This is a genomic window from Thalassotalea profundi (genome assembly GCF_014653195.1).
Lineage (GTDB): Bacteria > Pseudomonadota > Gammaproteobacteria > Enterobacterales > Alteromonadaceae > Thalassotalea_B > Thalassotalea_B profundi.
In genome coordinates, this window is sequence record NZ_BNAH01000005.1 from 16,329 (window position 1) to 41,623 (window position 25,295).

At 36.2% G+C, this 25,295-nt stretch carries 26 protein-coding genes and 2 pseudogenes; 15 read left to right on the plus strand and 13 right to left on the minus strand.

Translation table 11 applies throughout. The features are described from left to right. Positions 1-26 precede the first annotated feature (26 nt). From recO to IE155_RS07155, 4 genes are all read left to right on the plus strand, one after another. Positions 27-707 (plus strand): DNA repair protein RecO, encoded by a 681-nt coding sequence (recO, locus tag IE155_RS07140; protein ID WP_189377564.1) that lies wholly within the window; start codon positions 27-29, stop codon positions 705-707. A 7-nt stretch (positions 708-714) separates the two neighbouring features. Beyond that, positions 715-1,446, plus strand: coding sequence for a pyridoxine 5'-phosphate synthase (gene pdxJ, locus IE155_RS07145; protein WP_189377565.1), 732 nt, complete (start codon positions 715-717; stop codon positions 1,444-1,446). A gap of 5 nt (positions 1,447-1,451) precedes the next feature. After that, on the plus strand, positions 1,452-1,832 hold the full coding sequence (gene acpS, locus IE155_RS07150) for a holo-ACP synthase (RefSeq protein WP_189377566.1): 381 nt from the start codon (positions 1,452-1,454) through the stop codon (positions 1,830-1,832). 112 nt (positions 1,833-1,944) lie between these two features. Continuing rightward, entirely contained in the window at positions 1,945-2,190 is a 246-nt protein-coding gene (locus tag IE155_RS07155; protein WP_189377567.1) for a hypothetical protein, read from the plus strand. Between the two features lie 42 nt (positions 2,191-2,232). Here the strand turns inward: IE155_RS07155 and barA are convergent, their stop codons facing one another. Continuing rightward, positions 2,233-5,073: a two-component sensor histidine kinase BarA gene (gene barA / locus IE155_RS07160; protein ID WP_189377568.1), complete on the minus strand. Its 2,841-nt coding sequence runs from the start codon at positions 5,071-5,073 to the stop codon at positions 2,233-2,235. A gap of 122 nt (positions 5,074-5,195) precedes the next feature. Between barA and relA the strand changes: the two genes are divergently transcribed. The 5 genes and pseudogenes from relA to mazG (IE155_RS18140) all read left to right on the plus strand — a co-directional run. Then, complete coding sequence (gene relA / locus IE155_RS07165; protein WP_189377569.1) at positions 5,196-7,391, plus strand: GTP diphosphokinase; 2,196 nt, start codon at positions 5,196-5,198, stop codon at positions 7,389-7,391. Between the two features lie 274 nt (positions 7,392-7,665). Continuing rightward, complete coding sequence (locus IE155_RS07170) at positions 7,666-8,373, plus strand: helix-turn-helix domain-containing protein (RefSeq protein ID WP_189377570.1); 708 nt, start codon at positions 7,666-7,668, stop codon at positions 8,371-8,373. Positions 8,374-8,422: 49 nt separating this feature from the next. Continuing rightward, a pseudogene (gene mazG / locus IE155_RS07175) lies at positions 8,423-8,551 on the plus strand (nucleoside triphosphate pyrophosphohydrolase); the annotation flags it as partial. Positions 8,552-8,629: 78 nt separating this feature from the next. Continuing rightward, on the plus strand, positions 8,630-9,964 hold the full coding sequence (locus IE155_RS07180; RefSeq protein WP_189377571.1) for a 3'-5' exonuclease: 1,335 nt from the start codon (positions 8,630-8,632) through the stop codon (positions 9,962-9,964). Beyond that, positions 9,954-10,082, plus strand: a pseudogene (gene mazG / locus IE155_RS18140) (nucleoside triphosphate pyrophosphohydrolase); the annotation flags it as partial. The gene IE155_RS07180 and the pseudogene mazG (IE155_RS18140), both read left to right, overlap by 11 nt. A gap of 354 nt (positions 10,083-10,436) precedes the next feature. On the opposite strand, the gene IE155_RS07185 reads toward mazG (IE155_RS18140), so the two are convergent. The 5 genes from IE155_RS07185 to IE155_RS07205 form a co-directional block, all read right to left on the minus strand. Continuing rightward, entirely contained in the window at positions 10,437-10,667 is a 231-nt protein-coding gene (locus IE155_RS07185; protein WP_189377572.1) for a hypothetical protein, read from the minus strand. 213 nt (positions 10,668-10,880) lie between these two features. Continuing rightward, entirely contained in the window at positions 10,881-11,024 is a 144-nt protein-coding gene (locus IE155_RS07190; protein ID WP_189377573.1) for a hypothetical protein, read from the minus strand. Beyond that, positions 11,021-11,185 (minus strand): hypothetical protein, encoded by a 165-nt coding sequence (locus tag IE155_RS07195; RefSeq protein ID WP_189377574.1) that lies wholly within the window; start codon positions 11,183-11,185, stop codon positions 11,021-11,023. Before IE155_RS07195 ends, IE155_RS07190 begins: the two co-directional genes overlap by 4 nt. 2 nt (positions 11,186-11,187) lie before the next feature. Further along, entirely contained in the window at positions 11,188-11,367 is a 180-nt protein-coding gene (locus tag IE155_RS07200; RefSeq protein WP_189377575.1) for a hypothetical protein, read from the minus strand. 2 nt (positions 11,368-11,369) lie between these two features. Continuing rightward, on the minus strand, positions 11,370-11,981 hold the full coding sequence (locus tag IE155_RS07205) for a hypothetical protein (protein ID WP_189377576.1): 612 nt from the start codon (positions 11,979-11,981) through the stop codon (positions 11,370-11,372). Positions 11,982-12,501: 520 nt separating this feature from the next. On the opposite strand from IE155_RS07205, the gene IE155_RS07210 reads away from it, so the two are divergent. Then, positions 12,502-13,059 (plus strand): tyrosine-type recombinase/integrase, encoded by a 558-nt coding sequence (locus tag IE155_RS07210; RefSeq protein ID WP_189377577.1) that lies wholly within the window; start codon positions 12,502-12,504, stop codon positions 13,057-13,059. Between the two features lie 150 nt (positions 13,060-13,209). Beyond that, entirely contained in the window at positions 13,210-13,911 is a 702-nt protein-coding gene (locus IE155_RS07215; RefSeq protein ID WP_189377578.1) for a hypothetical protein, read from the plus strand. Between the two features lie 20 nt (positions 13,912-13,931). On the opposite strand, the gene IE155_RS07220 is transcribed toward IE155_RS07215, so the two are convergent. Next, positions 13,932-14,660: a hypothetical protein gene (locus IE155_RS07220; RefSeq protein ID WP_189377579.1), complete on the minus strand. Its 729-nt coding sequence runs from the start codon at positions 14,658-14,660 to the stop codon at positions 13,932-13,934. Further along, positions 14,653-16,689, minus strand: coding sequence for a recombinase family protein (locus IE155_RS07225; RefSeq protein WP_189377580.1), 2,037 nt, complete (start codon positions 16,687-16,689; stop codon positions 14,653-14,655). The genes IE155_RS07220 and IE155_RS07225 overlap by 8 nt, the downstream gene beginning before the upstream one ends. Positions 16,690-16,705: 16 nt before the next feature. Between IE155_RS07225 and mazG (IE155_RS07230) the strand changes: the two genes are divergently transcribed. The 3 genes from mazG (IE155_RS07230) to IE155_RS07240 all read left to right on the plus strand — a co-directional run bounded on the left by mazG (IE155_RS07230) (position 16,706) and on the right by IE155_RS07240 (position 18,573). Then, complete coding sequence (mazG, locus tag IE155_RS07230) at positions 16,706-17,437, plus strand: nucleoside triphosphate pyrophosphohydrolase (RefSeq protein ID WP_229817125.1); 732 nt, start codon at positions 16,706-16,708, stop codon at positions 17,435-17,437. Positions 17,438-17,564: 127 nt separating this feature from the next. Then, positions 17,565-17,837 (plus strand): hypothetical protein, encoded by a 273-nt coding sequence (locus IE155_RS07235; protein ID WP_189377582.1) that lies wholly within the window; start codon positions 17,565-17,567, stop codon positions 17,835-17,837. Positions 17,838-18,003: 166 nt separating this feature from the next. Next, positions 18,004-18,573 carry a CBS domain-containing protein gene (locus IE155_RS07240; protein WP_189377583.1) on the plus strand — a complete coding sequence of 190 codons (570 nt, stop codon included), beginning with the start codon at positions 18,004-18,006 and terminating at the stop codon, positions 18,571-18,573. Positions 18,574-18,654: 81 nt separating this feature from the next. Here IE155_RS07240 and IE155_RS07245 read toward each other — a convergent pair whose 3' ends face one another. Then, positions 18,655-20,766: a methyl-accepting chemotaxis protein gene (locus IE155_RS07245; RefSeq protein ID WP_189377584.1), complete on the minus strand. Its 2,112-nt coding sequence runs from the start codon at positions 20,764-20,766 to the stop codon at positions 18,655-18,657. 206 nt (positions 20,767-20,972) lie between these two features. Between IE155_RS07245 and IE155_RS07250 the strand changes: the two genes are divergently transcribed. Beyond that, positions 20,973-21,638, plus strand: coding sequence for a TorF family putative porin (locus tag IE155_RS07250; protein ID WP_189377585.1), 666 nt, complete (start codon positions 20,973-20,975; stop codon positions 21,636-21,638). A 53-nt stretch (positions 21,639-21,691) separates the two neighbouring features. Here IE155_RS07250 and IE155_RS07255 read toward each other — a convergent pair whose 3' ends face one another. From IE155_RS07255 to IE155_RS07270, 4 genes are read right to left on the minus strand one after another with little or no spacing between them, the layout of a single operon-like run. After that, positions 21,692-22,210, minus strand: coding sequence for a nitrous oxide reductase accessory protein NosL (locus tag IE155_RS07255; RefSeq protein ID WP_189377586.1), 519 nt, complete (start codon positions 22,208-22,210; stop codon positions 21,692-21,694). After that, a complete protein-coding gene (locus IE155_RS07260) occupies positions 22,210-23,028 on the minus strand; it encodes an ABC transporter permease (RefSeq protein ID WP_189377587.1) in 819 nt (272 codons plus the stop codon). Before IE155_RS07260 ends, IE155_RS07255 begins: the two co-directional genes overlap by 1 nt. Then, a complete protein-coding gene (locus IE155_RS07265; protein WP_189377588.1) occupies positions 23,025-23,978 on the minus strand; it encodes an ABC transporter ATP-binding protein in 954 nt (317 codons plus the stop codon). The genes IE155_RS07260 and IE155_RS07265 overlap by 4 nt, the downstream gene beginning before the upstream one ends. Next, positions 23,978-25,273 carry a nitrous oxide reductase family maturation protein NosD gene (locus IE155_RS07270; protein WP_229817127.1) on the minus strand — a complete coding sequence of 432 codons (1,296 nt, stop codon included), beginning with the start codon at positions 25,271-25,273 and terminating at the stop codon, positions 23,978-23,980. Before IE155_RS07270 ends, IE155_RS07265 begins: the two co-directional genes overlap by 1 nt. Positions 25,274-25,295: the final 22 nt, after the last annotated feature.

Here is a 25,295-nt window from a genome sequence, read left to right on the forward strand (position 1 = left end):
ATTATCGAGGTAAATGAGTTTTGACTATGTATGGACAAGACCAAGCTGCGTTTATATTACATAGTCGACCTTATCGAGAAAATCAGCATTTGGTTGAGTTATTAACACAACAAAACGGTAAGGTTTCAGCCTTAGCGTATGTCAGTCATACGACTAAATCGAGCAAAAAAAGTTTACTTCAACCATTCTTACCGGTAAATGTGGTGCTATCGGGAAATAGCAGTTTACAGAAGCTGGTCAGAGTTGAGGCGCTCGGTAAATCATATTCACTTGAAAAAGAAAGACTTTATAGTGCTTTTTATTTAAATGAATTATTGGTCAGGTTACTTCCTGAAGATCAAGAATGCCCCCTATTATTTTCTTTATATCAAGAGAGTTTAATCGCATTAATTAAAGAAGAGCCTGTTGAACTGATACTCCGTGCATTTGAAGTGCAGTTATTAGAAGAGTTAGGTCAGGGTGTCGATTTTTCTATGTTGGAAGCAATGTCAGCGGAACATATTTACTACGTACCCGATAGCGGGTTCCAATTAGAAAATGAAACTAATAAGCATATGCCTAAGTATGCGTGGCTTGACATGCATGCTATAGCTTGTGGTCAACTATCTAGCATAACTGTTAGGCAAAGTTATAAAAAGTTAATGCGTCAAATTATTAATCATTTATTGGGTGGTAAGCCGCTTAATAGTCGAAAATTATTTAGTTGAGGTTAATGTGAAAGATATTTTACTCGGTGTTAATGTAGATCATATTGCAACGTTACGCCAAGCTCGTGGTACCACATATCCAGACCCAGCTCATGCAGCAAGTGTTGCAGAGCATGCTGGTGCGGATGGCATTACTATACATTTACGTGAAGATAGACGTCACATTCAAGATCGCGATGTCTATGTAATGAAAGAAACATTGCAAACACGTATGAATTTAGAATTGGCTGTTACTGATGAAATGTTAACAATTGCGTGTGAAGTTAAACCTGAGTTTTGCTGTTTAGTACCTGAAAAGCGTGAAGAGTTAACGACTGAAGGAGGCTTAGATGTTGCAGGACAACAAGATAAAATTAACCAAGCAGTAGCTCAATTAGCAGCAGCAGGTGTAAAAGCCAGCTTATTTATAGACGCAGATAAAAGCCAAATAGACGCGGCAGTATTAAGCCAAGCGCCTTTTATTGAAATTCATACTGGTTGTTATGCTGATGCACCTACAGAAGAACTACAATTACAAGAGTTAGCGCGTCTTAAGGGAGCAATAGAGTACGCTCATAGTGTTGGCCTCAAGGTTAATGCAGGACATGGTTTACATTATTTCAATGTAAAACCTATAGCTGCAATCCCTGAAATTGTTGAGTTAAATATTGGTCACGCCATTGTTGCTCGAGCAGCTATTGATGGATTAGACAAAGCGGTGCGAGATATGAAACGTTTAATGATAGAAGCAAGACTTTAGTTGTTATGTCTGTTATTGGAATAGGCACTGATATCATTGAGATTAATCGTATAGTTAATATGTCAGAGCCTGCTAAAGAGAAACTTGCCAAGCGAATATTAACAGCTAGCGAATACCAGCGTTATATTAATATTAATGCTCAAGATGCATTTTTAGCTAAACGCTGGGCGGCTAAAGAGGCTACTGCAAAAGCGTTGGGCACTGGTATTGCCAAAGGTGTCTCATTTCAACATATTGAAATACATTCGTTAGCAAGCGGTAAACCTATTTTAGTACTTTCTGATATAGCATTATCATTAGCTCAAGAGCAAGGTGCTACTCAATGGCACGTGTCTTTAGCAGATGAAAAACTTTATGCCACCGCTTTTGTAATATTGTCTCAATAGCTTTGTAACTCAATCCAAGAATGTAAATGCAAATAACATATTACTAGTATTATTTCTTATTTGAACTATACTTTTATTATCCTTGTATATATTTTGCTCATAGGTTGGTGTTATGCAGTCACTTAATAAACCTATTGTTGAAAGAAGAAGAGAACCTCCGGAGCAGTCTGTGTGGTGGGAAAAGCTTTCACTTGCACAAAAATTTTCAGCCAGTAGCCTTGGAAAATTTGGTTATGAACTTTCGTTTGTTAGAAATGAAAATGGTCAAAGCTTGGCGGTATTAATGTGCGATGGGGGAGTTGCTGTGATCACAGAAGATGGGGATATTAATACCGATCCCGATATTAAAGTTAGATAACACACTCTGCAGATTATATAAGCTTAAAGTTAGCGTTGAGAACTAATTAGTCGGTTTAGCGTCAATATCTTCAAGTTCAAGCATTTTAAACGTTTTAGGCGCTTGTATTATCACATTTTCTATATGTTCAAATAATTCAAAAAACTCAGGCTCTAAATCATCTATTGCTTTACCTTGTTTGAGTTGTGTTTCTAGTTCGTGAACAATTTTGCCTAAAGCAGGTACTCCAGAATAACAACATGCCCCATTAAGCTTATGAACTAATACTTTAAGCTGTTCAACGTCTTGCGCTGTAACCGCTTCTGATATGTGTATTTTGGTTTCAGGCAAGCTATCTACTAGCCCTTGTAACATATCTTTAGCTAATGTTTCTTTATGTCCTGCTCTTTGAATAGCGAGTGCCCAGTCGATAACGATAGAAGATTTATCTGGTTTATGGTTAATTACTGATTCACTACTAGATAACTTTTCTATGGTGTTGATTTTTTTAGTTGCTAATATTTTTTGTCCAAGTAACTCAGGATCGCAATACTCATAGATAATGTGCTTGAGCATGCTTTCATCAATAGGTTTTGTCATATATGAATCAAAACCTTCTTTTAACAACTTATCTTTTTCACCACTAAGTGCATGTGCTGTCACAGCGATAATAGGGGTTCTATCGTTGAACGTACTTGTTTTTATATGATTTAATGCTGATATTCCGTCCATAACAGGCATTTGAATATCCATAAAAATTAAGGCAAATTTTTCATTTTTACATAAATCAACGGCTTCTTTACCATTTGTGGCTAAGGTAACATCGTGAACTTGCTCATTTAGCAATGCATCAATCAGTTTCAAATTTGCATCATTATCGTCTACGGCCAATACCTTGATAGGAATTCTTTGTCCATTATTGATTAATACATCTATCTCATTTGCATCTGTGTGTGGCACTAATACCTTACAAAGGCGTTCAGGTGTGACTGGTTTGCTAATGCAACTTTTAGCGCCGGCAGCCATTAAAGCTTCCTGTAAACTTGGAGAATTAGAGTTAATCGCTAAATGAATTGAAGAAATATGTGGCTTTATTGATTGGATCAGTTCTTTTAACTCATTAAGTGCTGTAGGTGTAACTTCGTGCCCGATAAGTGCAAAATCAAAATGCTGCTTTTGAGCTAATGCATTACTTACTTCTTCTAAACTGGTTACAGGCGTTACTTTTATTTGCCAACTCTCCATTATTTCGCTGGTGGCAATACGGCTATGGGTATGTGGTTCAAAGTATAAAATACGTTTATTTTTAAGAGGTTTAGGTTTAGAAGATTCGGTTTCTGGAATTTGATTTACTTCACATTGAAAGGTAAACCAAAAAGTTGAACCACGATTTTCTTCACTAACAAATCCCATGTCGCCGTGCATTTCAGAGACTAAACGTTGAGAAATGACTAAACCTAATCCAGTACCACCATACAAACGGGTCACACTTTTATCAGCTTGCCCAAACGCTTCAAATATAGTTTCTTGTTGAGTTTTAGACATACCAATACCACTATCGGTAACGGTGGCTTTCAACAATGCACTTTTATCATCGATAAATTCACTATCTAGATCTATATTAACAAAGCCTTTCTCGGTGAACTTTATCGCATTACTGGCTAGGTTAATTAGAATTTGTTTGATACGCATGGCATCGCCAATAAATGAATCTTGAAGTGCGGGGTTTACTCTAAGAGAAAGTTCAATATTCTTTTTGTGTGAGCTTGGTGCTAAAAGTGTTAGTGCTTCTTCAACAGACTCTCTTAAAGAAAAAGGGATTTTTTCGATAACCATTTTTCCAGCATCTAATTTTGAAAAATCAAGAATATCATTGATAATGGATAGTAAATTGGCTGCTGAACGTTCAATGGTTTGCAGGTAATCTCGCTGTGTATCAGTTAATGGGGTTTTTAGTACTTGTCGAGTAAAGCCAATAACACCATTTAAGGGAGTGCGCAACTCATGACTCATATTAGCTAAAAATTCTGATTTCACTTTATTAGCTTCTTGGGCTTTTCGTTTAGCTATATCTAATTGTACGTTTTGAATTTCAAATTGCTCTAAACTTTCACGTAAATCTAGTGTTGCTTGATCAATACTTTTTTGCATTTCATCATGGTAGTCACCTAAGGATTGCGCCATAGCATTAACACCATTTTTTAGAAAATTAAGTTCGCCAATAAGTTGCCCACTTACACGACTTTCTAACCGTCCTTCTCTTATTCTGTCTACCGCTTGTACCATTGAACTGACAGGACGTGTGACATTTTTAATTAAACGAATGGCAAAAATAGCATTAATTAATACGCCGAATACAACAATACCAAAAGCAATAAGGATCTGACTTTGTTGATCAAACTTTATTTGGTTTCTATCGATTTGCATCGAAATGTAACCAACAACTGAGTTTGAAATATCCTCATTACTTACCGTCGTGCTTTGGATCGACTCATCAATAATAGGCGTTCTAAAAATGAGATAGTCATCTACTGTTGAAATTGTGGTATTAGTTGGAATATCAGTACCTGCACTTAAGCGTAGTGATGAAATATCCCCATGATAGGCACTGGTGACAAATAATTGGTTATCTTTGGTAAATACAGTAATGCTTTTAATGATGGATGATTGGCTGCGGTGAGCAAATCCTACAACTTGTCGTAGCTTTTCTCTTTGGTTATTGATGATCGCATCAGTACTGGTAATAGCTAAAGGTTCTATAATACTTAATGAACGTTCAGTTAAGTAATGATTGAGTTCAGCATAACGACTATAAGAGAAATAACTGGCAATTGTTATTCCAATAAGGGTTGTTGGGACTATGGTAAGTAAAATTACCCAATCTTTCAGGCTTATTTTATGCATTATTCACTGTGATTTAGTGTAATATTATCTCATGACGTAATATGTATCATGGCATAACTAAATAAAAATAAATAGTTAGGGATTAATGACTATTTGAACAAGTAGCAGAGGTAGTAAGCTTCATGGTTTCGGTAAGAAAGTCGCATCAAATGACAGAAACAAGCTTTGAGCAGTGGTTAAATGCTTTAGAGTTAAATAACGTTAAACGCCAAGCTATAGAAAACTTGTGGATACAAGTTAAAAATACATTTGACGGCAACGTTGAATGTGAAAATAAATCATTTGAAATGGTGGAAATACTTGCTGGACTTAATTTAGACAGTGATTCGCTTTGCGCGGCGTTTTTATCGTCTTTATATGAGTATCAATTAATTGATATTGCTTATATTGAAGAGCACTTTTCTAAAGATATTCTTGTTTTGGTTGAAAGTGTTAGCCAAATGGATGCTATTCGCGCCCTACAACAAAGTCAGACCAATAGAGTTGCGGCCAATCAAGTAGATAATATTCGTAAAATGTTATTGGCAATGGTTGAAGATGTGCGTGCTGTAGTTATTAAGCTTGCAGAACGCTTATGTTACTTGCGAATTGTTAAAAATTATGATGAAGAAACCCGTGTTCTAGCAGCAAAAGAAACTGAAAATATTTATGCGCCGTTAGCGAATCGCTTAGGAATAGGGCAGTTAAAATGGGAACTTGAAGATATTGCGTTTCGCTACCTTCACCCTGAAGTGTATAAAAAAATAGCGAAACAACTTGCGGAGAAACGTTTAGACCGAGAACGTTACATGGTGAATTTTGTCGATGACTTATCAACTAAATTAGCTGATGTAGGTATTAAAGGAGAAGTATACGGTAGACCCAAACATATTTTCAGCATTTGGAAGAAAATGAAGCAAAAGTCGCTCGACTTCGATCAATTATTTGATGTTCGAGCCGTTCGTGTTGTAGTAGAAAAGCTTCAAGATTGCTATGGGGCGTTAGGTATCGTACATACAAATTGGAAACATTTACCTGATGAATTTGATGACTATGTAGCAACTCCTAAAGCCAACGGTTATCAATCGATACATACTGTGGTTTTAGGTCCTGAAGGTAAATCTGTAGAAGTACAAATACGTACTCAACAAATGCATGATGATGCAGAGTTAGGTGTTGCGGCACATTGGCGCTACAAAGAAGGTACGGCAAGCGGAAAAACAACTGGCTTCGACGAGAAAGTTAGCTGGTTACGTAAAATATTACAATGGCAGGATGATGTTAGCGAAAGTGGTGAATTACTTGATGAATTACGTAGCCAAGTTTTTGAAGATCGCATATATGTGTTTACGCCAAATGGTGATGTAATTGATTTACCTATAGGGTCAACACCGTTAGATTTTGCTTATTATATTCATTCAAATGTAGGGCATTGTTGTATTGGCGCTAAAGTGTTTGGAAGAATAGTACCTTTTACTCATCGTTTAAAAACCGGTGACCAAGTTGAAGTATTAACAAGTAAAAAGCCAAACCCAAGTCGTGATTGGTTAAACCCTAGCTTAAAATATTTGCATACAGCAAGAGCAAGAGCCAAAGTACAACATTTCTTTCGTTTACAAGATCGTGATAAACATATTGCCTTAGGTAAGGAACAAGTAGAGCAAGAACTAGAAAAACATCATATTGAAGCAAGTACGTTAAATTTAGCCATTGAAAAATTCAATATGAACACGTTAGACGATTTATATGTCGCTATTGCATCAGGTAATGCTCGCTTACAACAAGTGATAAATTACTTGTTATTAGAACAAGAAAAAACTCAACCACCGAAGGAAATCGATCCACAAAGCCTAATCAAGCAGACAACAGCACCACAAAAATATAAAGGTGATAATAACGGTATTACTGTTTCAGGGGTTGGAAACTTACTGACTCATATGGCGCAATGTTGCCAACCTGTTCAAGGAGATGAAATTTTAGGTTTTATCACACAAGGTCGCGGTATTTCGGTACACAGGAAAGATTGCGAACAATTAGCTAACTCTTTGCAGCAACACCCGGAACGAGAAGTTGAAGTACAATGGGGTGAGCAAAGCCGTGGTGTTTATAAAGCTACTGTTCTTATTACAGCATATGATCGCCAAGGATTATTAAGAGATGTATCGACAATTATTGCCAATGAACGATTATTTATAATGGGATTAGAAAGTCATGCGGATCGTAATAAGCCGACCTCAACAATACTGATACATATTGAAATTTCCGATAATGACAGCTTAAATCGCCTGCTAAGTAAACTGTTACAACTTGATGACGTAATAGAAGCTGTTAGAAAATAACTCATACAATAAGTGAATAAATGTTAAACGATAAACCTTCAATAGAAAAACTTCGCTGGGGTATGTCATAGTGGCGCAATGTTGTAACGAGATGCCATAAAATTTCAGAGTGCTATTTTCAACGTTTGCACATTGATTATAATTGATGGCATACGTGGTAATGTGTTTTAACAATCGTTGTCGGTAGACTGTCAGGTTTTGGCGGCAACGTGTCGTGGTAAAAGAAGTCATTTGTTGTAAATTTATTTCACACACATTATTTGGGATTATATAAATGATATCTACCGATAAAATAAAACAACTTCGAACTCAACATGGCTGGTCACAAGAGCAACTCGCAATAGTATCAGGGGTTAGTGTGAGAACTATTCAGCGCATTGAAAAATCTGGTGAGTGTTCACTTGAATCAAAAATGGCTTTAGCTGGCGCCTTCTCAGTTTCAGTTGAATATTTAAATGACTCATCATCTTACTTCCATGATTACAAAACCGTATCATTTAAAGATAACTTAGCTTCATGGTTTGTTCTACTGGTCATTATTTTAGGTATCTTGTTAGTAAATGGCAGTGGCAAGATAGATGAAAGGCTGCATATTAACCTATTTGTCATGGCTGCCTTTTGGTTGGCAACTGCAATACGCGCACAAGGTAGTGAAGTTATTGTGTTGACATTTAAGTTAGTATTTGGAATGTTTTCAAAATCTGTAAAAGGTATCCCTGTTAGGCAGTCGATAATGAACATAAACCAGCAGATTAAACTGGTGTATTCATCAGCATTATTTGCATTTGTATTTTTGGCTCTACAACTATTTGATGGCAGCGTATTTTCTTCTCAACAGAGTTTGGATTTATTTGTCATGCAGATGGCTCAAAGTGCTATTACTGCAATAATATATAGCATATTTTTTGCTGAATTCTTACTGCGTTCAGCAAAATTAAGACTGGAAAACCATCTAGTATTATCATCTAGGATCGATGTTTAACTCTGTCTAGCCGTTAATATGAACACAACGTAAAAGTGATAATTAATATATGTTAAATGAAGCTCCCTCAATAGAAAAACTTCGCTGGATAATGGCACAATTACGTGACCCTGAATCGGGATGCCCGTGGGATTTAAAGCAAACATTTACCACGATAGTGCCTCATACTATTGAAGAGGAATGCAAGTTGTCACGGGTTGGTTTTAAACATTAAACACTAGATAAAGAGTTAACTTGCTAAGAAAGGGAGTTGTAAATGGAAATACTATTAGTATTGATTGCATTGGTTGTTGTGTTTTTTATTTTGACTATCAATAAAAAATCTCCAAAAAATATCGAACCTGAATCTGCAACATCAAAAACAATCGAAACTGAAGAAACAGTTGAATCAAAAAACGATAATAGTGAAGAAAGTGATGAAGAGTATCTGAATTCATTTGTTGTCATTGATACTGAAACTACAGGTATATCTGAAGGTTATCAAGTTATTGAAATTGCAGTTGTTGATATGAATGAGAATGTTCTCCTATCCGAACGAGTTAAACCAAACATACCTATTGAACAAGGCGCAACAAAGGTTCACGGTATCGTTGAAGGTGATTTGAGTAATTCTGAATCATTCGCTTCACTTACGGAAAGGTTTTTATTTGCTATTCAAGGTAAGCGTATTGCAGGGTATAACCTTCAATATGATACCGATGCAATTTATAACAGTGCAACAGCAAGCGACGCTGACCTAAAGTTTAGTAATGAAGCAGTATGCGTAATGCATTATGCAAACACTATTTTCAAATTGACAAAAAGCATGAAACTAACAGAGCTATGCGAAGCATTTTCTATCAATACTTCTAATGCGCATTCAGCGGCACCTGATGCATTAATGACTGTGAAATTAATGAAGAAGTTATTTGAAATTGAAAATAACTTTGAAGATAATTATTTACCTGAATTTGAAGAAATCAACCCGCTGAACCTTTCTACATGTCAAGATGGTGATACATTGACGGAATGGACTGCTTCTGATGGTCGTGTGATGTTGTTCTCGCCTAGCTCTGTTGGTGGTGCTGGTAGAGTTGCACATCTATCAGAGGCAACCAAGAACAGGGTTGCCGAAATATATGAAAGTGACGGTGCTGTTGACTACATTGTAAATTATGAAAGCGCTATTCCGACAATAGAAATAAAAACTTATTCCAAAGAAGAAGTTGAAAATATTGAAAGTAAGAGGCAGCAAGAATACATTGATTCACTGAGAAATGAACTTCCTGTTGCAGGTGTGTTTCCCAGAAAGGGCAGCCTACGATTGACACTGAAAAACAACCTTTTACTTGAGCCGTATACTACCCAGAACTTCGAAGTTGATGAGCAGTTGTACATAAAACACCAATCTCTTGATAGCTTTCTGGATGGTTCGTTGTTATTGGATTTTTATGATGAAAGTGACAAATTGGTGGCTCAACAGTACCTATCAAAACCTTGGAAAAGAGTGGCTGGAATCATTACATCGGGTTATAAGGCAACAGTGCAAATTGTAAATCCAACTGAAAAACACAATACAAAAGTGGATGTGATATTTAATAATGCTGAATGATAAACCTTCGATTGATAAATTACGTTGGATTATGACTTGCTTGCGTGACCCAAAAACGGGATGCCCGTGGGATTTAAAGCAAACATTTACCACGATAGTGCCTCATACTATTGAAGAGGAATGCAAGTTGTCACGGGTGGTGCTTCCAAAAATAATTAACCAATCATTAGTAAGAAGGATGTACAGAATATGATGAAAGTTATTGCAAGCATTGCCCTAGCGATGGTAGTGATGCCTGTTAGTTATGCAGGGTCGTTAAACTGGTATCGTGTGAATTGTATTGAAAGTTCAGATAAGTTAGTTGTGTGTAATGCGGCTGTAAGCTCAACAATCTCAGGAATTGTTTCGGGCTATGCTGTCGCTAACAAGCCGCCATTTTTTTGCGAGAAGAAATACTTCTCAACGGAATTACTTCATACCGTAACAAGGTTCAAGCCTTATGCAAAAAAATTAACAGAAGATGAGTACACAATCAAACAGCAAAAAAGTTTGTTGTTGTCTGATGTGATGGTTGAATATCTGAAGCACGACCTCCCATTGGAAGGGTGCTATTCTTCTGATTAACGTAGTAATCAAAAGACTCCTCATGTTCATTATAAAAGCGTGTCACCCACTTCATCAGTAATTCATCAATACTGGTGTTTGGGTGCATAACAGCTACTTCCATTAGTGCAATTTCCGTTTCTCGGCTAAGTTTGTACATATCAAATAAACCCCTTGTGGAATGCTTTCAGAATCAGCATTTTCGTTTTCTCAGTTGAAGGGCTTTCAGTGCCTTTTCCACCCATTAGATAACGAATCAACCAATACGCACACATTCTCCTGATTCGCTTGTTATCACCTTGGCACGACAGTATGGCGTGAACCAACTGTCGTTTGTCAGGTGTTGTGTGATGAAGCTTGCTTGTTCGATGTGCTACTGACATCGTAGTGCCTTTTCTCGTTCAATAGTGCGTTGTGACTTGTCTGGAAGCGTTGTTTTTACGTTAGGCATGGATTCAGTGTACCTTTTGAATTCTTTGAACCATGACTGGTCGGTGATTTTGTGTTTATTATTCATGCTATATCTCCATTTGAGTGTTGTTGTTGAATTCTACTCAAAACTTCTCGTACAAATTTTGAACGAGTAATGCCAAGTAACTTGGAATTTGAATCAATGAATTCTAATAGTTCAGGTGTCAGTTGAAGTGTGAACCTGTTTTCAATTTTACTGTTGTTCATTGTTAACCTCGTGCGATTGCTAATATCATTTCACCAATGATGTTGAGTTTCTTGTTGGTATTGGTTGCAGACATTAAATCATTATGAAGTGAATTCAATGATTGAAGGTTTGCGTGTACAGATTCACTTATGGTGCTATGTTGCTGAACCTGAATTGTTTCTAAGAAGTCTGTAAGTTTCATGTTTATGCTCCCATTGCTACTAAATTTACATCAAGCAACCCATCATCATTCAGTGGTGTGATGAAGTCTCTATTGTATGATTTGCCATTCGCAGTCTTGCTTATGTAGTTGAACAAACCTGACTTGTTGTACACTCGTTGCACATCAATGCCTTTCGGACTAAACAACGATGGCTTAGAATCACAAGCAAGCGAATAAATCTTGTTCTTCAACTTTTCATCTGATATTGAGTTGATACCTTTCTTTGGTGAGCGGAGTATCATGTGGAGATGAGGCACCAGATGAGAGCAGCGAAGCTTTTGCTTCTCCAATGCAACATAACCTTCAAGCTGAACACCTTTTCGCTTCAATGATGAAAGCAATAGTTTCAAAAGTTGATTTGCATCTTCAACAAGCTTTCTAATACCGCAATTAGGGTTCTTTGGCGTTAAAGTAAGGAAAACTTTGTACTTATGCCCATCCTTTTTGATTTCTAATGCATCAGCAGAGACTGACTGACCAACAGTAAAATGCTTCCATGCACTATTGTATCGTTTCCTCTCATTGCGTTTTCTTAGCTCATCATCAGTAAGTAAGCTGTCAAAGCATTGTGTATCTGTATTATTGTTTTTCATGTATTTCTTCTTGTTATTGTTATGATATTACTATCAATGTGTATGAATTATGTTCAACACATCAAATAGATGGTTCTTTAGAATTAAACGGATTTATAAAACCGTCCCCTTACACCAACAGCGTCTCATTTACTAATGCGTAACATGCACCTCATTCGATGAATGTGTTGTGATGAATAACCTTTAATATTCAAAACAGTGACGCTATGAGTGTGAAGATGACCTACTGCAATGCATTACTTCTGGTTGGGAAATAACCAAAGAATGGTGACTGAGGGTTTAATTACCATATTTATAAGTTTCCGAACTTTTTCAGAAGCTTTTTTCTAGTGGCTTTTGTTGCATGGTTTGGTCATACAGCAAGGGGCGGATTGATGAGTGGTATATTGATTTTGATGGTTTTACTTTACAGAATGTAATTGTGTAAAGTATGCACCCCCTTATTTTGTTGACAAAGTTAATATAAATGCTATCTTAGTTGACACAATGATTGGTTTTTGGTGTTTAGTAAGGTTTGCAAATGCAAGAAGTTGAAGCGGTTAGGGATGAAAATATTTTGAAGTCAATCCCTGTGTTACTGAGTAAGCATTCTACTCAGCAAATGGCTGATGTGTGGGAATTTGGTATTAATATGGCATTAAGAATCTCTGATTTGTTAGGTATTCGTTATAGTGACATCAAAGATGGTCGCCTAACGATGGTTGAGTCTAAGACTGGTAAGGTTGCTGATATTCCGTTGAACGCTAAGGCTCTTGCAATCACTAAATCCATCATGAAAGAGTACCCTGAAGGGGAGTTTTTGTTTCAGTCACGCAACAGTAGAAACATATCAACTCGCATTAAACCGTTATCACGTCAATCTGTAGCTAAGGCATTCAAAGATGTTGGTGAAATAATCGGTGTTAAGCTGGGGACTCATTCTATGAGAAAAACTCGTGGTAGATTTCTCTATGCTAAAACTAACGATATTGCGAGAGTTTCGAAAATGCTACGCCACTCATCAACTGGTGTGACATTGAAATACATCGGAATTACTAAGTCAGATATTGATGCGGATTTTAACGAAATGGTACTTTGATTACTTCTAAAAGTAAGCCGTACATTATACCAAATCCTCACCATTTGTCAAGCTGAAGCTCTTCATGATTTAGTGTTTTCTGTTTCTTGACTTTGTTGCGGTGTTACTGCAAAGTTGTAAAAATTCAATTGGATAAAATAGGGATTGTTGATGAGAATTGTTCTTTTAGTCATGATGATTATGGCTTTGTCGAGTTGTAAAAGTACAGCTTATAAGCCTTACCAGCCTAAGCCGTCAAACGGTGAGAGTGAAACTGAAAAGTTTATAGTTTTGGGTGGCTCGTATATGTACATCGGGTTGTTTAAGCCTAAGATGTATGTCTTGAAAAACCAAAGAAGTTTAACCTTTACCACGAATGATGTTTTTCAAATTTTGCACTATTCTGATGATTCAGGGTACGGTCATAAAAGTGAGAAACAATATTTTAATATAGGTGGTAATGCTGAGAAGTTAGAATTAAATTCCAATGCGAAGCTTGATTACTGGTCTAAATTTGAATACTGGTATGCGACACACAAAGGGAGTGATGATGTTGAATTGGAATTCTCTGTTGCTGGCAAAAGTAAAAAAGTAACAATAGATGTAATTGAGTTGCCGTTAAGTCAAGGTGCGACAGCGCAAGATGTTATTGAAGTCTTGGGCTTTCCTAGTAGAAAGATGAAAAGGTATGCTTCATGGCCCTGTACAGAGTATGTTAATGGTATTGGGTATGACCCTGTTGCTGGTTCGGGTGGTATTTCTATTGAGCAGTGGTTTTATGATAAGTACCCTAATTTGATAATAGATGTAACTTATCGTGATGTATCTGTGTACACTTATGGTAGTCGGGATAGGACTTTTGATACTTGCTAAATTTTGTTTGTAGGTGTGACTTAGGTGATGATTGTTACCTTTTCTCTATACTCATCATATACAAATAATTTGTCGAAATCTGATGTGATTTTTATATTTGGTATTCCTTCGTGCAACTGATAATCGTTAGAAAGTTGCATTAATGGCAATACAATTAGTAGCCATATTTCTTGGCATGACTTTTTGTATTTGGGTAAAAGCTTTTCTTTAGCTGCGATGCAGTTTGAGATTGCAGTCTTGGTTAGGTTTTTTGTCTCGAATTTACTGGTAATGAAGAATTCGGAATTATTACTTTCTATTGGTCTTGCGTGAATGGAGTTAATTAAAGTTGAAAATTGACTGTTCTTGGGGATTTTTAGATTTATTAGGTTGGTACATTTTTTGTTTCTAAAATGAATGTTTTGTAAAAGATGCTTTGATAGTGATGTTGTGATTTCTTTTCTGTTGCTGGCATCGTTGTGTCCGTTAAAGCCAAAATGAAATATGCATTTCGTGTTGGACTTTTTGTCGAAGATTTCGATTGCATCTTGAGAGATTCTGCTAATATGCGCCTGTGTTTTTGCAGAGTCGAAATCATCTTTGATATATAGTTCAGTTACTTCGATTCCTATTGCCTTATTTGCAATGTTAATAATGAAGTCAGGTGACTCACTTTCTTTGATGGTACTCAAACCGGAAATATTTAGTAAGCGAAGTGCATTAACTAATTGCCGTTTTTCTTCATTTTTCTTTTGGGTTTGGTTATTCATTTGTTTGAATTTCATTGGCTTTGATATAGAGCTTGAGGATTCTTTGAAGCTTCTCGTGTTCAATTTTTTGGTATTGCTTGGTTAATTTATCTTTAATACGTTGGGTTCTTGCTTGGATGATGGCTGTACTCTGAGCTTCATTTTCAATATCATCCTCTTCACTTCTCATCGCTTCAGCAAGTTTGTTTGCAGCGATGAATGCACCTTCATATTCAAATCGTGTTGAAAGAGCGTTGTACAGCGCTTCAGCCCTTCGTTCGTATCTTGCTTGTGATAATGCCTGACGAGCGTGTAACGACCAGTCGTCGTACTTGTATCGTTCTTTGAAGTATTTGTTGCCCTGTGAATCATACTCAACATAAAGAGTGTCGTCTTCCTTGGTGGTGACGAAGAAGTGATTCTCTTTGGTTTTGATGTTAATCATGCGAACGGTATCGCATCCTGTAAATTTGATTACTAGTGCAATTTCATCTTCATTATCCGCTGCACTGAATCCATGAAGCATGATGGTGATATTCTCAACTGTTGATGCAATATGGTTGGATAGCCTACAGCGTAGTGCGTAAAGTTCGTTGGTATCTTCTTCGTTGTCACTACTTCTTAGCTCAGTCAGCTTCTTTGTAAGTTCAATGTAAGTATAGTTGATGATGCTTCCATCAATGAATTCAGTGTTGGATTCTCTTATTTGGTTCTGCTTTTCCAAAATTTGAATGTTTAGTAAGTCCAAGCTTTGTTCTTCTTTATCAATCTTCTGTTGGATTGTTCTTGATGCTTTACCTTGCATGACAAAGTTTGCTAATGATTCAAGACCAGTTTCCAGTGACAATTTCTTTGATTCGAGTTGTTCAAGCTCATTCTGGAATGAGTTTAGTTTTAGTTGTGTTTCTGCTGGCGATATTATCGAAGTGAAGTCTAGTTCAGTGCAAAATTGCAAGAAGGCATCTTCGACGGTTTGGTAAACTGCTGTATGACCTTTGCAAGCCTTTTCTCTATCTTGTGAGCAGTAGAGGCGGGTTCTTCCTTCACCGTTACGTTTACCCCTTACGTTGATATTATTGCCACAGTAACCGCATGTCATAATGCCTGTGAATAAGTTGGTTTTGTGTTTCGAACGGTACAGGATGGCACGTTTGGATGTCTTATTAGTGTTTGATAGCTTTACAGCTTTATTGTACGTTTTAACATCGACAATGGGAGGATACATCATTCTCGTGATGTCGTGTGCTTCACTCCGCCATTCACCAATTACACGTCTGGTGTTCAATAGTGTTCTAGTGAAACTGCTTTTCCATAAGCCGTCTTTGCCCCAGTATTGGACTTTGCCTTCTTCATTGACGAATTGGCATGTTTGGGATAGTGATAGATTCTTTTCAACCATGACATCGAAGAAATATTTGATAGCATCTGCCCGTTCTTTGATGACTACGAAGTTGCCGTCATCATCAACATCTAACCAGTTCGGTTTGTTATGGGTGATGGGTCTATCATTCTCAACTAGTTGTTTGATTTTGTTTGAGTATGCTTTGCTAATGCGTTCAGACTTGTTTTGACTTTCTTGATGAGCTAACCCAAGTTGGAAGATGGCAAACATGAAGTCCATGCCGCTGTTTTTGTTGAGTGATTCTTCGTTGTATTCTTTACCATCAGATAGGGTAACTATGGTTATACCATGATTGATTATGTCGGTAAGAATTCCCACTGCTATCGTCACCTTTTGGCGAGTAGCACGGTCTAACTTTTCCAATATGAGATATGAATTGCGTGGTACTCTGCCTTCCTTGACTGCTATCAGAAATCCGCCAAGTGCGGCATCTTCTCCGACATTCGCACCGCTCCATGCGCTTACCCCTAAGTCCCGCATGTGCAAGGTGTCATCAATTGGAATGTTAACATTATTATTTTGAAGCCACTCTTCAATGGCTTCTGTTTGCCTTTGAAGAGAATGACCTCGAAGTTGTTTCTCGGAACTAAATCTAGTGTAGCTGTAGATTTTCGGTGTTAACATATACTCACGCACACAACTATTCATGATGGAATGCCTTACAATGTATCAAAATATTCGCTTCAGTGTAACTGTACATTCCACTGAAGAAGCTTACGAGGTTGTTGATGCGGTAATCGATGCGGTTAAGCAACAAGACTTTAGTGAATTAGAAAAAGAGTTAGGAGATTTACTGTTTCAAGTTATTTTTTATAGTCAATTAGGGCAAGAACAAAAAAGCTTTGATTTTGACAGTGTTGTTGCTGCGATATGTGAGAAATTAATCCGTCGTCACCCACATGTGTTTGGGGATAAACAATTAACGACAGATGCTGAGATTAAAGCAAACTGGGAAAACGAGAAAGCAAAGGAAAGACAAAATAAGAATTCAAATCAACAAATTAGTCTTTTAGCCGATATTCCTAAAAATTTACCCGCATTATCTCAAGCAGCTAAAATTCAAAAGCGCTGTGCCCATGTTGGCTTTGACTGGCATAACATTGATGAAGTTTTTGCGAAAGTAGCTGAAGAAGTTGAAGAAGTTAAGCATGAGCTTCATCAGTCTCCCGAATTATTGGCTGAAGAATTAGGCGATCTAATGTTTGCAGTAGTGAATTTATGTCGCCATGCCAAGCAAGATCCTGAAAACTTGCTGCGACAAGCCAATCAAAAATTTACTAAGCGTTTTCATCAGGTTGAAGCACAAGTGCGAGAAAGCAATAAAACATTTGAACAACATGATCTTGAGCAATTAGAACAATACTGGCAACAAGCTAAGAAAGTCACTAAGCAATAACAAACCTGTATATCCGTGATTTATTATTTAGAAAAGACTTGAAAAATTATAATTAAACATCATAGTTAATATTATGAAGCAACAATAAAGTAGTTTATTAGTGGTTAGATATTTTTTAGCAATCCTTATGGTAATAGTTACTTGTTCTACAATAGAACAAGGAACGGGGGATTTAAGTCAAAAAAATAGCGTTGATAAAGCGACGTTAGTTGATTTTGATTTGTCTGCTAGAAAAAATGTACCAGAAGATAGCGAACCTTCTGATTATATTATTGCGGCCCACTCCTTAACGACTAATATTAGCGCTTTAATTGAATACGTAGTATTCAACCCGTCTTTTGCTCTGATTACTAGGCACACAATTAACACCAGAGCACCACCTCATAGTACTTCTGTTTAAATATAAATTTTAGGTTTGATACTCGCGTACATAAAATACTTGCGCAACCTAGTATAAATCTAAGTATTAATTGTCTATTAACATCTCACTGTAAACTAACTACAGATACACTAAATATCTGGTTTTGTGCTGTTAATAGATCATAATTTAAAGATTAGAGGTAGTTATGAAAAATTTACATTTATTTGATCTAGAAAAAGTAGACAATATTGTTTCTCCAGAGCATTTCGAGGAAATTACTCTTAGTTCACCTGCAACAAAAATATTTACTGATTTTAAACATAATGTCCCATTAAAAATTGAAGGGACTACATTAGCTGTTGACGCACTAAACTTAATGATCAAGTCACATGTTAAAATGCAGATGGTGGTATCTGCAGATGATGAATTTATTGGTGTTATTAGCACTAAAGAATTGAGTGAGCGTCATATAGTAAGTGAGGTAGCTAAAGGAACTCCTAGAAATATGCTTTTAGTTGAAGATATGATGTTACCTCGCGAAAGCTTAACAGTTTTTGACTATCAAGAACTTGAAAAATCAAAAGTGAGTGATGTTGTTTTTGCTTTAGAACAAAATGGCTTAAATCATTGCTTAGTGGTTGATCGAGCTACACATCAAATTAGAGGGGTAATTTCATCAAGTGACATTGCACGTAAGTTGCATTTACCTATTTTACTAAACAAAAGTAACTCTTTTAGTCGAATTTTTAATGTAATTCATGGAAAAGTGGCGTAAAACATCGATTGGCCTTTACTGTATTTTACAGTAAAGGCCTTTATATATTAATGTTGATTATCTATCGCCTCTTATGATTCTTTAAACAACAAACTTGTTGAGTTGTGCATTCATGGTATCAATTAACTGTTTCGCTGACTGACTTAGTTTATTGATTTCAATCCCTAATTCAGAGAGTTGTAAACTACCATCTGAGATTAATGTCACGCGCTCATTAAGCTCTTCGCTCACTGTGCTTTGCTCTTCCGCTGCTGTTGCTACTTGTGCAACACTACTATTAATTGATTCTATACCTTGCATTGTTTCTGATAATTTATGATAGCTATCGTTCGTTTTTTCTACCGTATTACTTACGGCAGATTGAATCTCATTCAGATTGGTTACAGCAATATCCACATCAGATTGTAAATGCCCAATTAAATCACTAATTTCCTGGGTTGATGTTTGGGTGCGAGCAGCGAGTGTTCTCACTTCATCAGCTACTACGGCAAAGCCTCTGCCTTGCTCACCTGCTCTTGCTGCTTCAATTGCAGCATTTAATGCTAATAAATTAGTTTGCTCAGCAATCGATTGTATCGTTGAAATAATCCCCGAAACATTTTGACTTCGTGTGGCAACCTGAGAAATTTGAGCTGATGTTTTGGTAATATCATCGGCTAATAAATGAACCTCTTTAACGCTATTTTGAAGTGTAGTTTGGGTCACCGATAAATTACCTATTTCTTGATCTGCTTGGCTTGCTGTGTTTGCTGCTAAACTTGCTACTTCCATAGCTGTTGCAGACATTTCATTAATTGCAGTTGCTACACTTTCTAAATTAGTTTGCTGCTCTAAAGTGTCTTCGCCAATCTTTACGGCTTTACCTTCTAATTCTTGGAATTGATCAACAAAATCGCTTGAAATTCCTTTTAAAGAAGAAATTATCGTCGCAAGTTTATTAATAAATGTATTTAAGTGTTGCGCAAGAAAAATAAGTTCTTGGTGGCTTTTTACTTCAACAATTTGAGTTAAATCACCTTCATTAGAAGACAAATTATCAATAGACCCTGATACAGTTTTAATGGAGTGTGAAATCGAATTAGCAAGCCAAACACCTAAAACAATACTAATCAATATCAATACGATTGATGCAATAACAATTTGTATCAATCCGTTTGTTAAAGAAATCTCTGCCTGTTCATTGAGAAAAGTCACGGGCGCTAAAGCCGTAGTTTTAGGTAAAGAAATGATTAAATGCCAAAGCGTATCCGCTTTTTTGATAACAATTGGAATTTTAACAGTCCATTCATTCCCATCAATATTGAAGTCTTGTTTTGAATCGAGCACACCTTTTAATGTATTAGAAAAAGCATTGATATTTTTGCCAATGTTGTTTTGATAATTACTTGATCCAACAATTAACTGTTTTTGACTGACTAATGACACACTGGCTTGACCGTCGAATAAGTTTTTTGCTAATTCAACCAGCCATTGCTGGATGATAGGCAAGTTGATGTCGACACCAACCATGCCAATAAATTTGCCATTAACTAGAATAGGCGAAGTGAGTGATGTCATTAATTCAGATTTACCTGGCTCTATTTCATAAAGGTAAGGATCAAGAGCACAAGGTTTTAAAGAGTCCATACTACATAGATACCATTCGCTTTCTCTAATACCATTTTCATTCAGCGTGGTGATATATTTACTTTCGGTTTCTTGGGTTTCTTGGAAAATAGGCGTGCCATTTTCCCATAACCAATAGGTTTCTAACGTTCCTACATCTGAACTATGTTCAAAATTACCGATATTTTCACTGTCTTTGTTATCGTATCCATCAGGTTCAAATTGAGCATATAGCGCACTAATTTGCTTATTACTGGCTAAAAAAGATTTTGAAATGTTTTTTACTTGAGACCGAGAGAAGGTTTCATTAGGTAGGGCACTGTCTTGAAGTACTTGGGCAAACCCTATGGTTGTTGAAAAATTTTCATCAAGTAATGCACTTATTTGTTTTCCTGAGGATTCGCCAGCGAGCTGTAGTGTTTTTACTACCGACTTTTTAAGTTGAGATTCAACAATATCACTTTGCTCTGATGTTGTTGATTTTAAAGTGTAAACTGCAATGTAAGAGAGCAGTGAAACACAAAATAAAATGAGGCAAACAAAAGCAATTGTTAATTTTAATTTTATACTTGCTTTAGCATTAAGCATGTTTTTACCCTTTAAAATAAAATATAGAAATAAGAATAGGTTATAAAATTTAATTGGGCAAACGCAGACACATTAAATTAATTTTTACTCTTTTAAATAAAACGTCTAACCTTATCAATGTATATATGAGTCGATTAAATATACGTTGTAATATTTAATCAAAGATAGGATGTAAATTCGATTTATTTGGAATAGGGCAACTTTTTATGAGCAAAATTCAACTGTTATTAATCGCTTTTTTTGTCGTTTTTGTTGCTCCTTTAGCTACAGCTGAGGTTAGCGTAACAGGAACATTAACTTCAGATTATGTTTTTCGCGGAGTGAGCCAAACTGATAATTCATTTGCTGTTCAGGCGGGTCTAAACTATGAGAATACAAATGGTTTTTATGCAGGAGTATGGGCGTCTAATGTTGATTTTTCTGACGATGCTGATGCAGAAATAGATTATTTGATTGGTTTTTCAAGTCAGTTTAATCAATCAGTTTCTTATGATATTTCGTATACCTATATTACATATACTGGCTATAGCAGTGCAGATAACTCTGATTATGGGGAGTTTATTTTTAATACTTATTTTAATGCGTTAACGATGACTGTGGCTTATGCACCCGATTATGTTAACTCAGGCGAGTCTGCTCAATATTTAAGTGCAGCGTACGATTTTTATTTTCCAAACGAATACTTACTTAAATTACAAACTGGCTATAGCATGGGGGATGCTTTTGATGATAATGAGTATATTAATTATAGCGCAACGGTTGCCAAAACGTGGAATCAGTTTGAATTAACAGCAGCTGTTATTAATACCAACATAGATCACAGTGATACAGCAGATTTACGATTTGTATTTTCAATTTACCGGACATTTTAATACCTAAACATCCGGTTGTTAACTGTGTCAAAATTAGTTTTTAATTTAATCAATTAATGCGCAGGCATTAATGTCGCTAAGGTAATTTCGTTAAAAGCTAAGACATGACCGTTAAATTCATCTGCAAAAGCTTGTGCGTCAGTCTTTGTTGAAAAACTTGCTAAAGTTGCGCCCATAGCCCCTTTTTGTGTTGAACCTGTGACAAACCATGCGCTTCTTGCATCAATAAAGTACTCATCGTTTGGGTTGTTCCACGGCGATTTACTCATGTCATGGACTAAAATTGTTGTTATATTTCTTTTGTTTTCAGGATCTAAGTAAAAACTAAACATATCGCGAGTAGAGCAAAACTTGTGAACTTTATTGCCTTCATCTTGTGAAATTCCATTTTTAAAAAGCTCTCCTTTAGGACCCGGAAATTCAGAAATTAACATGCCGCATAAATGGCATTCATCTGCCGCTTCAATGGCTACAGCTTCATGAATACTTTGCTTTTTTGCGCTATGTTCGGAGCAACTTACAAGAGTGAGGGTAGATAATAATATGATTAGGTATTTTAGTGTGTATTTCATTAGAGTTTCTTCTTTTTAAAAATAATATTAGCGATTGTTAATGGAAGTACAACCCATGCGGTTAAAATCGCGAAAAGTTGTACTTGGGATAAACTTGACTTTATTGCAATAGCAAGGGCTCCGTTGATATCACTACTATCGAGCCCTGATAAGTTAACTAAGCGAAAGATATCGGCAGGACTTAACATCATCAATTGTGTAAGTCCTTGTTGGGAAATACCTTGTTCAACACCCACAAGTAATGCAAGTAATGCAAGGTCAAAGGCTAAAGTAAATAAAAACCAAATAATTAAGGCAAAGCCTGCCGCTTTAGATTTTTCAGTGACAAGCAAACTAATTAAATAAGCGATTGCGGTAAAACTTAAGCCAAGTAAAACTGCACTTGTAATAAATATTGAAAACACTTTAATAATTTCATTATCATTGAGCTGAAAATAAAGTACCAATGCTGAGGAACCAAAACCAAGAATAGTCGCAAGAGCGATAATTCCTCCTTGTCCTAAAAACTTACCTAATAGTAGCTGTGTTGTATTTAGTGGGTAGGTTAATAGTAACAATAAGGTGCCGCTTTCTTGTTCACCAACAAAACTATCATAACTAAGTAGTAAGGCTATTAGCGGGATCAAAAGTACCGCTAAACTGGCTAAACTAGCCACAGTGGTAGATAAAGAAGCAATACCTATAGAACCAGATGCAACGCCGCCAAAATAGGTTAAGCCTATCGATAATATGGCAAAAATTATTGTAATCGATATCAACCAACGGTTTCTTAAGCCATCATGAAACTCTTTACTGGCTACCGTTAATATTTGTCTCATTTTATAGCCTCCGCAGAATATGAACTCTTTGTATCAACAGGTTTTTCCTTCAAGAAATATTGGTAGACTTGCTCTAAATTTGCGGGTTCAACATTAATGTCTTGCAGGTTTGGTAAGCTAAGTAAATGGCGTAAAATATCCATTTTATCTTGCTCAGGTACTCGTAATATATTGTTTTGTTTTTGATCAATGTAAGGAATAAGTATTGGATCTTGTGTCAATGTATCGTCAAGCCCTTGAAGTGATATTTTTGTTGGTAAATGCGCTAATTGGCGTAATTCAGCTAAACTGCCAGTTGCTAACATTTGACCTGAAGATATGATCATTGCGCGATCAATATGTTGCTCGACCCCCGGTAAAACATGTGAGCATAAAATAACGCTTGTTCCCTGGCTTTTTAGTTGATCGACAGTTTGATAAAACTCTGCAGTAGCGATTGGGTCAAGTCCAACGGTTGGTTCATCAAGTAATAATAATTTAGGCTGACCAATAAACGCTTGCGCAAGGCCTAAACGTTGTCTCATACCTTTTGAATAGGTTTTTACTTGACGTTTCATCGCATGATCAACACCAACTTTTTCTAATAAGGCTATGGCATGTTTTTTAGAGTTAGTGTTAGAAAAGCCTTTAAGTTTTGCAAAGTAAGTTAATACTTCTAATCCTGTTAATTGTTCATAAAAACTCACATTTTCAGGTAAGTAACCAATTTTATTACGCATATGAGAGGCGGCTTTAGTGTCTGGTTTTACGCCAAATACTTCAATATTCCCATGTGTTGGCGAGATCACCCCTAAAATTAGTTTCATCATAGTGGTTTTACCTGCGCCATTATGACCAAATAACCCTAGTACTTCCCCTTGTGCTAATTGCATATTTATCGCTTGTAGCGCACAAAGGGAACTATACTCCTTAGTAATATTTGATAACGTTATTAACGATGTAGTCGTCATTATTCTTTATCCTTTACAGCTAGATTATCGCGATCTTTTGTTTGATTAATTTGTACTGAAACGTCACGAGGAATAAATTTCTTATGAGGAGATGTCATCAGCGGAAAACTATCTTTAACTCCGGGAGGTTTTAGTACGGGAAATTGTCGTTGCACCCAACGTAAAATAAGTACGGCAGGACTGTCCATTAACATTTTCATTTCAGGATATTGCCATACAAGTTTATCTATTCCGTCATTAGGTTCGAAAATAATGTCACCTATGCTGTCGTTATTCATATCCCAACCCACATAATTACTCCAATAATTGCCTTGCTCATTGAAGCTCCATTCTTGCTTTTTATTTGATACGTATTTCACTTGGGTAGGGTTATTAATAAAGCTATTACCGTAAACTTGTGTATTTTCGGATCCAGCAGTTAAGTGAATACCAATTTCTGTGGTATCTACTATATTATTGCTAATGGTATTGTAGGCTGAATTATATACGAATAAGCCTTTGCCATCTCGGCCTAGTACTTTGTTTTCTGGCTTGGTCCAAACGTCTTTAATTACATTATCGGAAATTGTTGATGTGGTAATAAAGTTCATCAAAAAGCCATAATCTTCACTGTTATAGGTAACATTACCTTTCACTATTAGCCTTTTTGAGCTCATGAGGGCATAGCCGGCTCTGGTATTATAGGCATAATTATTTACTATCTGATTATCATGGGAATACATATAGTGGATGCCGTATCTCAAGTCGTGCATCCTATTGTTTTCTAATATATTTTCCTGACTTGAGATGATGTAAATTCCATCGCGGGTATGAAATATCTCATTTTGTTTTACTTCGGCATTTCTCACACTAGAAAGTTGAATGCCATTGCCTCTATCGGCAGATCGTAAAAGAGTACTACCTTGAATAATATTATTTAATACCTTGATATAATTTGCTTTTTGTAACCAAATACCAAAGCCTTCACCAGTTAATTTATTATTTCGTAGTACTATTTGCTCTGCGTTTTGATCTGAGTAAATACCTGAGTTTTGATCTGTTAAGTCATTGCCCCAATTTATAATAGTAAGATTTTCTATTGTGATATGAGAGTTTTTTAGCTGTAGAGCATGACCTCTACCTTGAGCGTCAATAATTGCATTTTCTTCACCGATTAAGGTAATTTGTTTTGAAATTACAAAATTGCCTAAATAACGACCCTTTGCCAATATAATTATGTCACCATTGGTCGCGTTATCGAGTACTTCTTGTAAAGCTTCTGTTGGGGTTATTTGCCATGTTTTTGCAGCCAACACCTTAGCACTTAAACCTATAAGA